Source organism: Burkholderia sp. 22088 (genome assembly GCF_052045915.1).
Taxonomy (GTDB): Bacteria; Pseudomonadota; Gammaproteobacteria; order Burkholderiales; family Burkholderiaceae; genus Burkholderia; species Burkholderia cepacia.
This window is the reverse complement of record NZ_JBQEPY010000014.1, coordinates 36253-50474: the sequence shown is the minus strand read 5'-3', so window position 1 is coordinate 50474 and position 14222 is coordinate 36253. Positions and strand designations below refer to the sequence as shown.

13 protein-coding genes are annotated in these 14222 nt (G+C 67.1%); 6 read left to right on the top strand and 7 right to left on the bottom strand.

Annotated elements, in window-relative coordinates; all coding sequences use genetic code 11:
- Nucleotides 1-3: 3 nt before the first annotated feature.
- Together ACTJLD_RS25480 and ACTJLD_RS25475 are read left to right on the top strand one after the other, a co-directional pair.
- Nucleotides 4-1497: an aldehyde dehydrogenase gene (locus tag ACTJLD_RS25480; RefSeq protein ID WP_151062667.1), complete on the top strand. Its 1494-nt coding sequence runs from the start codon at nt 4-6 to the stop codon at nt 1495-1497.
- 313 nt (nt 1498-1810) lie between these two features.
- Nucleotides 1811-2812, top strand: coding sequence for a LysR substrate-binding domain-containing protein (locus ACTJLD_RS25475; protein WP_151062668.1), 1002 nt, complete (start codon nt 1811-1813; stop codon nt 2810-2812).
- Between the two features lie 543 nt (nt 2813-3355).
- Here the strand turns inward: ACTJLD_RS25475 and ACTJLD_RS25470 are convergent.
- From ACTJLD_RS25470 to ACTJLD_RS25455, 4 genes are all read right to left on the bottom strand, one after another.
- On the bottom strand, nt 3356-4603 hold the full coding sequence (locus tag ACTJLD_RS25470) for a citrate synthase (protein ID WP_151062669.1): 1248 nt from the start codon (nt 4601-4603) through the stop codon (nt 3356-3358).
- A 60-nt stretch (nt 4604-4663) separates the two neighbouring features.
- Nucleotides 4664-5056 carry a VOC family protein gene (locus tag ACTJLD_RS25465; protein ID WP_151062670.1) on the bottom strand — a complete coding sequence of 131 codons (393 nt, stop codon included), beginning with the start codon at nt 5054-5056 and terminating at the stop codon, nt 4664-4666.
- 58 nt (nt 5057-5114) lie between these two features.
- Nucleotides 5115-6401 (bottom strand): MFS transporter, encoded by a 1287-nt coding sequence (locus ACTJLD_RS25460; protein ID WP_151062714.1) that lies wholly within the window; start codon nt 6399-6401, stop codon nt 5115-5117.
- 89 nt (nt 6402-6490) lie between these two features.
- Nucleotides 6491-7249 (bottom strand): SDR family oxidoreductase, encoded by a 759-nt coding sequence (locus tag ACTJLD_RS25455; protein WP_151062671.1) that lies wholly within the window; start codon nt 7247-7249, stop codon nt 6491-6493.
- A gap of 313 nt (nt 7250-7562) precedes the next feature.
- Between ACTJLD_RS25455 and ACTJLD_RS25450 the strand changes: the two genes are divergently transcribed.
- Nucleotides 7563-8525 carry a 2-hydroxyacid dehydrogenase gene (locus tag ACTJLD_RS25450; protein WP_151062672.1) on the top strand — a complete coding sequence of 321 codons (963 nt, stop codon included), beginning with the start codon at nt 7563-7565 and terminating at the stop codon, nt 8523-8525.
- Between the two features lie 13 nt (nt 8526-8538).
- Entirely contained in the window at nt 8539-8976 is a 438-nt protein-coding gene (locus ACTJLD_RS25445; protein ID WP_170297406.1) for a hypothetical protein, read from the top strand.
- 123 nt (nt 8977-9099) lie between these two features.
- On the opposite strand, the gene ACTJLD_RS25440 is transcribed toward ACTJLD_RS25445, so the two are convergent.
- The 3 genes from ACTJLD_RS25440 to ACTJLD_RS25430 are packed head-to-tail and all read right to left on the bottom strand — an operon-like array spanning nt 9100 to nt 11722.
- Nucleotides 9100-10350, bottom strand: a complete 1251-nt coding sequence (locus ACTJLD_RS25440) for an NAD(P)/FAD-dependent oxidoreductase (RefSeq protein WP_151062673.1) — start codon at nt 10348-10350, stop codon at nt 9100-9102.
- A gap of 4 nt (nt 10351-10354) precedes the next feature.
- The gene (locus ACTJLD_RS25435; RefSeq protein ID WP_011657860.1) at nt 10355-10663 is read right to left on the bottom strand and encodes a non-heme iron oxygenase ferredoxin subunit; all 309 of its coding nucleotides are present in this window, start codon (nt 10661-10663) and stop codon (nt 10355-10357) included.
- 36 nt (nt 10664-10699) lie between these two features.
- A complete protein-coding gene (locus ACTJLD_RS25430; RefSeq protein ID WP_233629511.1) occupies nt 10700-11722 on the bottom strand; it encodes a fatty acid desaturase family protein in 1023 nt (340 codons plus the stop codon).
- 238 nt (nt 11723-11960) lie between these two features.
- Here ACTJLD_RS25430 and ACTJLD_RS25425 point away from each other — a divergent pair, with 238 nt between their 5' ends.
- Nucleotides 11961-13025, top strand: a complete 1065-nt coding sequence (locus tag ACTJLD_RS25425; protein ID WP_151062675.1) for a LacI family DNA-binding transcriptional regulator — start codon at nt 11961-11963, stop codon at nt 13023-13025.
- A gap of 141 nt (nt 13026-13166) precedes the next feature.
- Nucleotides 13167-14201 carry a xylose isomerase gene (locus ACTJLD_RS25420; protein WP_151062676.1) on the top strand — a complete coding sequence of 345 codons (1035 nt, stop codon included), beginning with the start codon at nt 13167-13169 and terminating at the stop codon, nt 14199-14201.
- The last annotated feature ends 21 nt before the right edge of the window (nt 14202-14222 follow it).

Here is a 14222-nt window from a genome sequence, read left to right as displayed (position 1 = left end):
GACATGACGACCCATCAGGATTGGAAGCAGAAGGCGAATGCGTTGCCGCTCGACGGCCGCGCGTTCATCGCGGGCGAGCGCAGTGCGGCGGCGTCGGGCGAGACGTTCGCGACGCTCAACCCGGCGTCGGGCAAGGTGCTCGCCGAAGTGGCGCGCTGTAGCGAACGCGACGTCGATCGCGCGGTCGCGGCCGCGCGCGAAGCGTTCGAGTCGGGTGTCTGGTCGAAGGCAGCACCCGCGCATCGCAAGGCGGTGCTGCTGCGCGTCGCGCAGTTGATCGACGAGCACGCGGAGGAACTCGCGCTGCTCGAGGCGCTGGAAGCCGGCAAGCCGATCGGCGAATGCCTGGGGCTCGACATTCCCGAGTCGGCCGCGTGCATCCGCTGGCATGCGGAATTGACGGACAAGCGCTACGACGCGTTGTCGCCGTCCGGCACCGGCGTCGTCAGCATGATCACGCGCGAGCCGATCGGCGTCGTCGGCGCCGTGCTGCCGTGGAATTTCCCGGCGCTGATGCTCGCATGGAAAATCGGTCCCGCGCTGTCGGTGGGCAATAGCGTGGTCGTGAAGCCGGCCGAGCAGACGTCGCTGTCGACGCTGCGCATCGCCGATCTCGCGATGGAAGCCGGCGTGCCGCCGGGCGTGTTCAGCGTCGTCACCGGGTTCGGCGGCGAGGCCGGCGAGGCGATCGGCCGCCATCCGGACGTCGATCTCGTCGCGTTCACAGGCTCGACTGCGACCGGCAAGCGCTTCCTGCACTACTCGGCCGATACGAACCTGAAGCGCGTCGTGCTCGAATGCGGCGGCAAGAATCCGCAGGTGATCCTGCCGGACGTCGCGAACCTCGACGCGGTCGCCGAGCAGGCGGTCGCGGCCGCGTTCTGGAACATGGGCGAGAACTGCAGCGCCGGCTCGCGGATTCTCGTGCCGTCGAGCCGCAAGGCGGAACTGCTGGACAAGGTTCAGGCGGTGCTCGCCGGTTGGAAGACCGGCGATCCGCTCGATCCGGACGTGAAGCTCGGGGCGCTGATCGAGCAGAAGCATTACGAGAAGGTTCTCGGCCATATCGAGAAGGCGAAGGCGGAAGGCGCGCACGTGGTGTGCGGCGGGAACGCAATTCTCGCGGAAACCGGCGGCTGGTTCGTCGAACCGACGATCTTCGACCAGGTGACGCCCGAGATGAGCATCGCGCGCGACGAGGTGTTCGGGCCGGTCGTGTGCTTCATCGAGTACGGCGACGTCGATGACGCGGTGCGGATCGCGAACGATACGTGCTACGGGCTCGCTGCGTCGCTGTGGACCGACAACGTGAACAGTGCGCACAAGGTCGCCGCGCGGATTCGCGCGGGGACGGTCACGGTGAACTGCTTTGGCGAAGGCGACCTGTCGACTCCGTTCGGCGGATTCAAGCAGTCGGGATTCGGCGGCCGCGACAAATCAGTCTACGCGCACGACCAATACTGCGAACTGAAAACGACCTGGCTCAAGCTCGACTAAGTGGCTGGGACACGCACGCAGCGCTCGGGCGTGCGCGGCCCGACGCGGGTTTGGGGGCGGCGCCGACGTCCGCCTTGCATTGCTCATCATCGCTTTCGATAATAGCGATGCGGTGCACAATCGATCGAAAATGGCGTAAGCGGGGCGCCGTTGCGGCGGCTGAGCCGCTCTTGCCAGCCGCCCGACCGAATCGCAAGCTGCAAGATCAGATAATCGCAAGGTTTGCGACGAGACTGCCTGCGGGCAGCCGGCGGGACTGCCGTCGACGGGTTCGTCGACGCAGCGTCCGACCTCCGTTTTGAGAGTGAAAGCCATGTTGAAGAAGCAATTGTTTGCCGACCGACTTCTCGCGCAGATGCCGTCGCTTCGCGCGCTGCGGTGCTTCGTGACGGCGGCGCGCTACGAGAGCTTCACTCAGGCAGCCGAGGTTCTGTGCGTGACGCAGGCCGCGATCAGCCGGCAAATCAAGGAGCTCGAGGATTCGCTCGACGTCGCGCTGTTCGAGCGCACCGGCCGGCATATCGCACTGACGGATGCCGGGCGGATTCTGTACAACGCGTCGTATCTGTCGATCATGAACATCGCCGAGGCGGCGGAGGCCGTGCGTCGGACCGACAAGCACGCGCTGATGGTCTGCGTGTCGCACACGTTCTCCGCGCTGTGGCTGTCGTCGCGGCTGCCCGCGTTTCGCGAGCGGTTTCCGGATATCCAGCTGCACGTGATCGTCACCGAGCATTTCATGGAGCTCGACGGGCTCATCGAGCCTGATGTGATCATCACGAAGAACCCGCCGCGCGAGCCTGAGTTCGAAGCCGAGCCGCTGTTCCACGACATCGTGTATCCGGTGTGCAGCCCGTCGTTTCACGAGCGGCATTTTCATGGCCGGTCGCTGAAGCCGCTGGATCTGCTGTCGAGCCCGACGCTGAACCTGTCGATGCTCGGCCGTGCGCAGGTGTGCGAGCACGTCGACTGGCGCGTGTGGCGCAATTGGTTCCAGCAGAGCGACGGCACCGATACACTGGCCGCGAACAAGTATCTGGAAAGCAACGACTACCGACTGCTGGTCGCGCAGGCCGAGGCCGGCGAGGGCACGCTGCTGGGCTGGCACCACCTCGTGCACCGGCAGATCGAAGAGGGTGTGCTAGTTCAGCCGGTTCAGGATGTCCTCGTGTTTCGTGACCGCCATCATTACCTGATCACGCACCGGAATGCGCACCCGCGCCCGGAGTACCGGCTGTTCCGTCAGTGGCTGCGCGACGAGGTCGGTATCATGATGCGCGGCTGGCTCGATGCCGGCGTCGAAATCGGTCGATAGCACGCTGCCCGGGTACCTTCGTCAACGCGGGCGAGTGGTTCGTGAGCGACGGAATGAGCAAAGTCGCTCGTGATAAGAGCCGGCGCTGGGCTTCGGTCGGGCGGCCCTCTGCTTGATAGGCGATACCAGACTTCGCTATCGGCAGCCTGATCCACTGGACCAGCCGCTCAAATCTCTAGTTGGGACGCGTCGAGACCGTTTCGTCGTTAAAGGTAGCGACGAGAAGGCATCGCAAACACGCGCACAAATCGGTGAGAACGGTGCGGATGATAGGGACCGTTGTGGGTTCAGAGTCGTTCGCGTCGTCCCAGAACCGCCCTTTGCGGTCGAGTGCCGATTGTGACGTCCGAATGAACGCGCCCGCGAGATAATGCAATTATCACTATGCTGCGATTGCCCGTTCAAACTTAGATTCCGCACAACGCGTGATTGCCACTGTCTGCGTCGCAGGGGAGTTGACACCGCGCTTCGCAAGCCGCGGCCAATGAAAACTTGCCATGCAAACGGTGACGCGTTCAATTCGGTCTACGGCTGTCACGCCAGTTACTCCACCACCTTGAACACGCGGTTCTTCGCGATGACACCGGCTTTCGGCACTTTGCCATCGTCCTCAGCGGCGGGCCGCAGATGCCGATCGTCGAGCGCCGGCCCCGTATAACGGCTGCGCGGCCGGATCACCCGGCCGACGCGCAACTGCTCGATGCAATGCGCGAGCAGCCCAACGCTGCGCGCGATCGCGAACAGTCCGAACGCCGCATCGCGCGGCAATCGAAGCTGCACCGACAGCATCGCGAGCGCGACATCGATGGTCGGGCGCTGGCCGGTGAGCGTCGTGACCTTGTCGACGAAGTGCGCGAGCTCAGGGGGCGGATCGAGTCGCGGGACCAGCGCGGCCGCGCGCGGATCGCCGTCAGGGTAAAGATGATGGCCGAAACCGGGAAGCGGGATCGCGGACTTCAGGTGATGATCGACGACGCGCTCGGCGCCCAATCGTTGCACGTCGGCGAACACCGCACGCACGCGTCCCGACGCGTCGCCGTGCAGCGGCCCCGACAGCGTCGCGAGCCCCGTCAGCAGGCAGCCTGCCAGCGCCGCGCCGGTCGATGCGGTGATGCGCGCGGCGAATGCCGAACTCGTGATCTCGTGATCGGCGACCAGAACCATCGCGCGGCGCAGCAGGTCTGCGCCATGGCTGTCGAGGCCCCAGCCGGCCGCGAGCCGCTGATGGGTGCAGAGCGGGCTTGCGCCGGCATCGTCATGCGCGCCGAACGCGCGTGACACGATCGCGACAAGCTGCCCTGCCTCGATGTGCAACGCGCTGTCGAGCCGGCCCAGCGTCGAATGGTCGTGTGCGGCCAGCGTCGCGAGCATCGTGAACGCGCATTGCCGATCGCGCTTGCCGGGCGGCAGCACGATCGCCGGCGCGTCGAACGATACGGGTGCGGTGGCCTGCCAAAGCAGCGCAGCCGTTTCCTCGAGCGTGGCGGTATCGGCAAGTTGAATGCTGTCGCGGCCGCGATACCACGCGCGGCCCTTCGAGAACGTGGTGATGCCGCTGTAGATGCACGGCTCGGCGCCGAAGATCGTGCTGGCCGCGAGCGCCGACCGCTTGCGGCCGACTTGTTTCTTGCGGCACAGCGCGACCACGTCCTCGGCGCGATACAGGCTCTTGCGTGGATCGTCGGGATCCTGCATCACGGCGATGCTGCCGCGGCTCGCGTACGCGTAGACCGTCTGCGCCCGTACACCGAGCCGCCGCGCCGCTTCCATCAGGGTGATCCAGTTCTGCATGGGGAGTCGTGATGAGGATGCGGCCGGTGCGCGGCCGCTTGCGCCGACTATAGACCGGGTTCAGTTGAATGTCATCTCGGCCGCGCGCCGCTCGAGCACCTCGACGAGGATGTCGCCGGGCGCGCGCACGAAACAGCCGCGCACGCCGGCGCGGATCCGCGTGACGGGCTGGACGATCTCGGCGCCGTTGTCGACCAGATGCGCGTAGGCCGCATCCAGATCCTCGACCAGCACGCCGAAGTGGTCGATCCCTTGCACGCGGGCGCCGTCCGGTACGATCGCCGAACGCGCGTGCGGCAGCGCCGTGATGAACAGGTTGATGGCGCCGATCCGCAGGTCGACGCGGCCCGGGCGCCGCACGATTTCGGCGTTCAGGCAGCGCGCGAACCACGCGGCGGTGGCCTCGGCATCAGCCGAGCAGAGTTGCAGATGATCCCATTTGAATTCGATCATGGTCGTGGTCGGTGGGTGCATGAGCCCCCGGAGGGGCCGATAAAGCGGTTGCATGGGGTCAGAGCTCGATGCGCGAGAGCTTGCCGAGCAGCACGGAGTACGACAGTGTGCCGACGAGGCAGATCGCGCCCATCAGGTTCAGCGCCCAGAAGAAGCTACCGGTGTGCTGGGTCACGTAGCCGATCATTAGCGGCGTGGTCACGGCCGCGATATTGGCCGCGAGGCTCGTGATGCTGCTGGTGAGGCCGACATAACGTTTGGGCGCGATTTCGGACACCGCCGCCCAAGACATCGAGCCGACGCCCTGCGCAAAGAACGCGACGGTCAGGATCGAGATTACCAACGCGTTCGAATGCACGAAGTTGACGAGCACGATCGATGCGCCGAGGAAGGTGCCGATCACGAGCGGCGCCTTGCGCGATGACGACATCGACACACCGCGCCGGATGCAAAGATCGGACAAATAGCCGGCGATCAGGATGCCCAGCGTGGCGCCGATGAACGGCATCGCCTGGAAGAAACCGACCTTGATCATCGACATGTGCCGTTCCTCGAGCAGGTAGGTCATGAACCAGGTCGTGAAGAACACCAGCAGCGTGTTGTTGCAGAACTTGCCGAGACAGATCGCGAGGACCTGCCGATAGCCGAGCAGACGCAGCGCCATGCGCCAGTCGAATGGATCGCGCGCGGTCACCACCGGACGACCTTCGGTGATGTAATCCAACTCGGCTGCGTTGACGCCGCGATGGCGCGACGGGTCGCGATAAAGCCGATACCAGACGACGCTGAACAGGACGCCGAACGTGCCTGTCGCGAAGAACACGGCGCGCCAGCCGAATGCCGACGAGATCCACAGCAGCAGGCCGGTGAAAAGCGGCGTGCCGATGTACTGGCCCATCACGTACACGCTCGTTGCGAAGCCGCGCTCCTGGACCGGAAACCACATCGTCACCACACGCGCGTTCGACGGGAATGCGGGCGCCTCGAGCGCACCCATCGCAAGCCGCGAGCCGAGCAACATGTGGTAGCCATGCGCAAGCCCCTGCGTCAGCGTCGCCAGCGACCAGCCGACGAGCGACAGCGCGTATGCCATGCGCGAGCCCAGCCAATCGGTGAGCACGCCCGCCGGCAGTAGCGCCATGGAGTAGGCGAGGCCGAACACGGCGAACAGCTCGCCCATCTGCACGCGCGTGAGCGCGAGATCCTTCGATAGTGCGGGCGCGACGATGCCGAGCGCCGAGCGGTCGACGTAGTTGAGGATCGTTGCCACGAGCAGCATCGACAGTACGCCGTAACGCACCCTCGAGCGTCTTGCGGCGCCGGCGTGTGCTTCGAGTCCGCCCATGGCCGAAACCTGCTCTTCTGCGGTTTTCAATGTCGTCTCCTATTTTTATGGGGGTTGCGCCGGCGCACTTGCCGTGTGCGCGCGTGCGGTCAGCCGCGTCCGACGAAGGGCATCGCGCTCGCCATGATCGTCATGTTCAGAATGTTGGCTTTGAGCGGCAGGTTGGCCATCTGCACGATCGCACTCGCGACATGCGCAACGTCGACGCGCGGCTCGGGCGCGATGCGGCCGTCGGCCTGCAGCACGCCCCGGTCCATGCGTTCGGTGAGCGAGGTCGCGGCGTTGCCGATATCGATCTGGCCGCACGCGATGTTGTACGGCCGGCCATCGATGGCAAGCGAGCGCGTGATGCCGAGGACGGCGTGCTTCGTGGCCGTGTACGCGATCGTGTTCGGGCGCGGGCTGTGGGCTGAGATCGAGCCGTTGTTGATGATGCGCCCGCCTTGCGGCGTCTGGCGCTTCATCTGGCGCCACGCGGCGCGTGCGCACAGGAACACTCCGGTCAGGTTGGTCGCGACCACGTCGTTCCAGAATTGCAGCGTGTAATCGTCGATCGGCACGGCGCCGGCGTTGCGGCCCGCGTTGTTGAACAGCACGTCGAGGCGCCCAAACGTGCGCGCGATCTGTGCGAAGCTCGCGTCGACCGATGCTTCGTCGGACACGTCGGTCGGAATCGTCGCTGCCACGCCACCGGCACGCTCGATGGTCTCTTGCGTCGCGAGTAGTGGATCGATGCGCCGGCCGAGCAGCGCGACGCTGAAACCTGCTTGCGCGAGCGCTACTGCAGCGGCCTGTCCGATGCCGGTGCCGGCGCCCGTCACCGCCGCGATTTTTTTTCCTATCTGCATTTTCACGACCTCGTGTTCGGTTCGTTGAGCATGAGAAAAGGATTGCGCGGCGGCGACGCCGCAGCAATCTTGATTCGTTCAATCAACATCAACTGCCCCGTCCTGACGGGCGCAAATCAGGGTTTTCCTGAGTTCGTGGCGGTGCCGCGCGCGCGCTGCCGCTGCCTCGCACGACGGGGATATGCCCGGAGGCGTTCGGGCCATCCGGCGGCGCGCACGGCCGTGCGGACATGTTGATCGAATCAATCAAGATTGACCCGCGCCGACCGCGATTCGTAGGCTGTGCTCCGTTATCCGAACCAAGGACGAGACCATGCCTGACAACAATCGCACCCAGCTGCTGGTTGCGCGACGCGTTCCCGCTACGGTGGCCGCACGCGCGGCAGCCGAATTCAACGCCTATGTGACGGACGCCGACATGGACGCCCCGTCCGTCGTCGAGTTCTGCAACCGCTATCAGACGCCGGCGGTGCTGATCGGCAAGAAATCAGGACTGCAGGCCGAGCACATTGCGGCATTGCCGTCGAGCGTGAAGATCATCGCGAACGCGAGCGCCGGCTACGACCACATGGATGTCGCCGCCGCACGCGCACGCGGAATCGTGGTCAGCAACGCACCCGACGCGCTGACCGACTGCACGGCCGATTTCACGATGCTGCTGATGCTGGCCGCGTGTCGGCGTGCGTCGGAGTACGAGCGCATCGTGCGGGCCGGATGGGGAAAGTCGTTCGGCATGACCGACATGCTCGGCACGCGCGTGAACGGCAAGACGCTCGGGATTGTCGGTTTCGGCCGGATCGGCCGTGCAGTCGCGCAGCGTGCGCGCGGCTTCGGGATGAAGATCGTCTATACCGACCGGCGTCCCGCAGCGCCCGAGATCGAGGCTGGCGCGCGCTATTACGGGGATCTCGACACGCTGCTGCCGCAGTGCGACGTCCTCACGTTGCATGTGCCCGGCGGCGGCACGCCGTTGATGACACGCCGCGAATTCGGCTTGCTGCATGATGGTGCGGTGTTCGTGAATGCGGCGCGCGGCAGTCTCGTCGACGAGGATGCGCTGTACGACGCGTTGACCTCGCATCGGCTGTTCGCCGCGGGGCTTGACGTTTATTGGAACGAGCCCAACATCGATCCGCGCTTTGCCACACTCGACAATGTGTTTCTGTCGCCGCACATGGCCAGTGCGACCATCGAGACGCGCGACAAGATGGGGCTTACCGCGCTCGACAATGTCGCGGCCGTGCTTGACGGGAGGAGAGCGCCGAACGCGCTGTGAGGACGGCGGCCGCGTGCGCTGGTCCATGCCGGGGTATCCGATCGCGGGAGCCCTGGCAGTCGGCGCGTCGTTACTTCAACAACCCGTGCGCTATCAGCACCTCGTGCGCGGCCCTGAACGGGCGGAGGCCATGCGGAATACCCGAATAAGCAGCCAGATGCACCAGCGTCGCTTTTGTCTCGTCAAGGGACGACGGACGCCCTGGCCGGTCAGCGCGGCGACATCGTCAGATGTGAAGAAGCGCCCGATCAGCGGCAGGCGGGGAGACATTGCCGTGTGCGGCGGACTACGCTGGACCGGCGTGTCGGTCGCGTCGGGCGCGACGACATTGACGGTGATGCCTCTCGGCTTCGGTGCACTTGCCGCGTTGTCCGTCGACCTGCTTGCGCTCGGCATCGGTGTCTCGCTCGACTATGCGGTGACCCCAAATACGACTTGTCGCCGCGCCTGATGAACGTGGTGCTGCCGATCCCGGGCAAGCGCGACAGCGATTCGTGCTATGCAGAGGTGCCGTTGACCGCCCGGGTGCTAGGCGGTCGCCGCGCGTGACCGGCCCATCTTATCCTGGGCACCGCTACCGATCTCCTGCGGTCGCCACCAGCGATTTCAGCTTCACGTCGACGTTTGCAATCGCCGCCGGCGTCACGTCGATTCCGTGTTCGACCAGCATTCTTGCCACGCGCATCTCCTTCACGAATCCCGCTGCGCGGCCGAAGCCGCTCGCGGCGACGAGCCGCGCACCTGCATCGAAATGGAAATGGATCTCCGCGTCGTCGCCGAGCACACGCGCGACCGTCCGCACGCCAAGTGCCGGTTCTCCGGCCACCTGCAGTTGCGCGTCGTATTGATCGGACCAGAACCACAGCATCTCGCGATACGGTTCGTCGGCGCCGAGCATGTTGCGTGCGGCGACGCGCGCCTGCGTTTCAGCGCCGTGCCAGGTTTCCTGACGCACGAGCCGCCCTGACGCCCTGCTCGGGAACACCGCGACATCGCCGGCTGCATAGATGCCGCGCGCCGACGTCTCGAGCCGCGCGTTCACGACGATCCCGCGTTCGACGACGAGGCCCGCGTCGCGCGCAAGTTCGTCGGCCGGTTCGATCCCGATGCCGGCCACCACCGTGTCGGCGATCAGCGTGTCGCCGTCGTCGAGCACGACGGCCAGCGCGCCGTCCGGCCTGCGCTCGATCGCGACGGGCCGGCGGTTCAGGCCGATCGCGACGCCTCGCGCCACATGCAGCGCATGCACGCGTGCCGCGATCGGCTCCGGCACGGCGCGCCCGAGCAGGCGCGATGCTGCATCGAGCACGGTCACGCGGCAGCCGCGCGAGCGTGCCGACGCCGCCACTTCGAGACCGATGAAGCCGCCGCCGATCAGCACGACGCGCGCACCGGGCACGAGCCGCGCGCCGAGCGCCGCCGCGTCGTCGAGCGTGCGCAATACGAATACGCCGTCCAGTTCCGCGCCCGGAATCGCGAGGCGGCGCGCGCGAGCGCCGGTCGCGAGCAGCAGCGCGTCGTAGTCGAAGCGGCGGCCGCCCGACACATGCAGCACGCGCGCCGCCGGATCGATCCGCTCGACCGTCGCGACGATCGGCTCGATGCCGTCGGCGCGCCACGCATCCGGATCGCGCAGCCCGCATTGCGCGGCGCTGCGCTCGCCGGTCAGCACACCCTTCGACAACGGCGGCCGCTCGTACGGCAAGTGCGCCTCCGCGCCGATCAGCACGATGCGCCCGCGCCAGCCGCACTCGCGCAGCACCTGCGCCGCCCGGCCGCCCGCATGGCCCGCGCCGACGATCGCCATCACCCGCTCGTTCGCCATCGCGTCACACCTCGATCAGGATGCGGCCGTCCTCGACCTTCGCGCGGTAGGTGCGCAGCTTTTCGCACGCGGGCGCCGACAGCGCCCGGCCGTCGCGCACGTCGAAGCGCCCGTTGTGCTTCGGGCATTCGATCACGTGATCGATCACGAGACCGTCCGCGAGATGCACGTGCTCGTGCGTGCACAGCCCGTCGCTCGCATAGACGTTTCCGTCGATCCGGTAGATCGCGTACGTGCGGCCGTCGTGGTCGAAGCGCGCGACGTCTTCGTCGTCGATGTCGTCGAGGGCGCCGGTGTCGATCCATTGCGTCATGATGTGTGTCTCCTGGGTTGGAATACGGGTGGCCGGTCACGCCCGCACCGCGTCCGGCACCGGCCGCACGACGAAATGGGACGGATCGCGCGTCTGCCGGACGAGCGCCGGCACGATCTCCGCGTATGCGGCCAGCGTGCTGCGGTACGGCGGCGGCATGTCGGCCTCCACGGCTTCGTGCAGTTTCGGCAGCGCGTGGAACGGCACCATCGGGAACATGTGGTGTTCGACGTGATAGTTCATGTTCCAGTACAGGAAGCGGAACACCGCATTCATCCTCACGGTCCGGCAGTTGCGCCGGTGATCGAGCACGTTCTCCGGCATGCCGGCGTGCTGCGTGAGGCCGAAGTACAGGTACAGCCACGCGCCGTAGAGGCTCGGCAGCCCGATGTACAGCAGCGGCAGGATCGTGTGCCAGTACAACGATGCGCCGATCACGATCGCATAAACGCTCAGATGAACGCGCGCCTCGCGCACGGCCTTCGGCCACTCCGACTCGGGCACGTAGGTGCGCTCCTCGTCGTCGAGCCGGCCCGCGCACGCCAGCACGACCATCTTGCGCAGCTCGCTCGCCACATGCTTGAGCGCAACCACGTTCAGCGCGAGCCCGAGCCAGTCGGTCGGCTTCGGTGCGGCGATTTCCGGATCGCGCCCGACGACCAGCGTGTCGGTGTGGTGCCGCGCATGGCTCCAGCGCCATACCGTCGCGCGGCGGAACACCTGGAACGACGCGATCTGGTACAGCACGTCGTTCATCCAGCGCGTGCGGAACGCGGTGCCGTGTCCGCACTCGTGCCAGCGCGAGTCCGCCGGGCTGCAGTAGAGCGTGCCGTACACGAAGAACGCGGGGATCGCCCACGCGGAATGCGCGCGCCAGGCGAGCCACGCGAGCACGCCGCTCGCGACGATCGCCGCGTACCAGATCAGCGTGTCGCGGATCGCACGCGCATCGTCGCGCTGCATCAGCTGCTTCATCAGCGGCCGCGGCACCGGGCACCGGTACCACTCGGCGTTGACGAGGCCCGCGGCCCGCGCACGCTCGGCGGCGCCGCCGATCATTCGGTATTCCTGACGGCGCGCCGCCGCGTTGCGGTCGTGCGCCTGGTCGTCCGTATGGGTCACGCGTGTCTCCTGGTTGTTCGTTTGCGGGAAGCGCGGCGAACGCTTCGCATGCGTTCGAAATTAGGCGACGGCCATGACCCGCTCAATCGAAACGTTGACGAAATTTCGCCATCGCTTTAGCGTTCCGGACAGCGCCACACCCCGCAGGCGACGACAGACAAACACGGAGACGACCATGGCCGACCCCACCGGTCCGCGCTGGCGCAAGCGCACCGCGCGCTTCGACGAGATCGCTGCGCTCGCCGGGGTCAGCACGACCACCGTCGACCGCGTGCTGAACGAGCGCGGCAGCGTGTCCGCGCAGGCGCGCGAGCGCGTGGTCGCGGCCGCGCGCCAGCTCGGCGTGCCGCGCCAGTTGCCCGACACGCGGCACGGGCTGCTTCACGTCGACGTGCTGCTGCCCGACACCGACGCGCCGTTCTTCCGGCGGCTGCAGCTGGCGGTGCAACGCTCGCTGCAGATGCTCGACCGGCGCGTGGTCGTGCACCGGACCATCCTGCCCGCCGCGGACGACGAGCGCGCGGCCGCGCTGATCGAACGGCCCGCGTACCGGCGCGCGGCACTGATCGTCACCGCGCGCGACACGCCGCGCGTGCGCGACGCGCTGGCCGGCGCGATCGCGCGCGGCGAGACCGTCGTCACGATGGTCACCGACATCGGCGGCGTCGACCGCGTGCACTACGCGGGCATCGACAATTACCGCGCCGGACGCACGGCCGGCTACTACATCGGCCGCCTCGCGGCGCGCCCCGGCCGCGTGCTGCTGCTGGGCGGGCGCATGGGCTACCGCGCGCACGCCGACCGGATGGCCGGCTGCATCGACCAGTTGCGGGAAGCATTTCCCGATCTCCGCTGCGACGACGCACCGATCGAAACGCTCGACCAGGACGATCGCTGCTACCGCGCGGTGACGAACGCGCTGCACGCGCCCGACGACATCGTCGGGATCTACAACAGCGGCGCCGGCTCGGCCGGCATCGAGGCCGCGCTGCGCAAGGCGGGCGCGGCCGGGCGTGTCGTCTGGATCGGGCACGAGATGATCGACCTGCACCGCGCCTACATCGAAGCCGGCTCGATGGACATCGCGATCGACCAGGATCCGGACGGCCAGGCGATTTCCGCGCTGCAGCACGTATTGCACGCGTGCGGCATCGTCGAACAGCCGCCGCCGGGCGACCCGGTCGAATTCCGCGTGTTCTGCTCGGCCAACGTGCGCACCAGCGCGTACCTGCCGGCCTGACGCCCGCCGCGCATCGCGCGGACGCGCGCCGCAAAAAAAATCGACCGCCGCATGGGCGATTTTTCGTCAACGTTTGTCATGCAGGCCGCGCCGCACGCTCGTACATTTGGCAGCCATCCAGAACAGGAACGGATGGAGACGATGGCTGAAGCGATCCTCATCGGCGTGAACCTCGACGGCGTGCTCGAACACGACGGCCTGCCGCTGCCCACGCCCGCCGAGCGGTTCCGGATGATCGCTGCCGCCGGCGTGTTCGACTACGTCGAGAAGAACCCGGTGCGCGGCGAGGACCTGTCGCCGTACTTCGCGCTCGTCGACCGGCACGCGCTGCCGATCCGCGTGATCGGCGGCATCTGGTGCGCCGGCCGCGACGAAGCGCACGTCGCGGAGATCGTCGACGCCGGCGCGCGGTTCGGCAGCACGGTGCTCAATTGCCAGCTGTATGCGCACCATGCGGACGGCCATCCGCTGTCGGACCGCGAAGTCGCCGATTTCTACCTGCGCGCATACGAACGCGGCGAGCCGGTCGGCTGCCTGCCGAGCCTCGAAGTGCACGTCGACATGTGGAGCGAGGATTTCATGAGGATCGCGCGCGTCGCGCAATGCGTCGAGCAAACAGGCGTGCCGTTCCGGATCACGCTGGACCATTCGCACCTGCTGTTCAAGATCGGCAATCGCCCCGAACTCGATGCGTCGGGCCTGCGCGGGCCGGTCGACAGCGTGCGGCAGCTGCTCGACCCGGCCTCGCCGTCGGCCGTCTACGCCGACTGGATCGCACGCGGCTGGGTCCGGCACGCGCATGCGCGCAGCGTGATTCCGAACAATCCGGAGAACCGCTGGATGCGCCGCGCGGACGGACGGCCCGGCCGCGGGATCCAGTACCCGTTCGTCGAACCGGTACCGGGCGCGTATCACGGCGAATGGCGCGCGGCGCCGCTCGACACGTGGAAGACGGCGCTGCGGCACCTGCTGCAGTGGCAGGTTCACGCGCGGGCGACACGGCTCGAACAGATCAGCTGCGAGTTCATCCCGTTTCCCGACTACGGTGGCGGCGCGCGCTATTCGATCTTCGACAACAACGTCGCGTGCGCGCAATGGCTGCGCGACACGTGGCGCGCACTCGCGGCGCAACCGGCGGATGCGCCGGCCGATCCCACAGCGCGCGAGCTCACGTAATCCTGCCTAGCCCCACTCGAC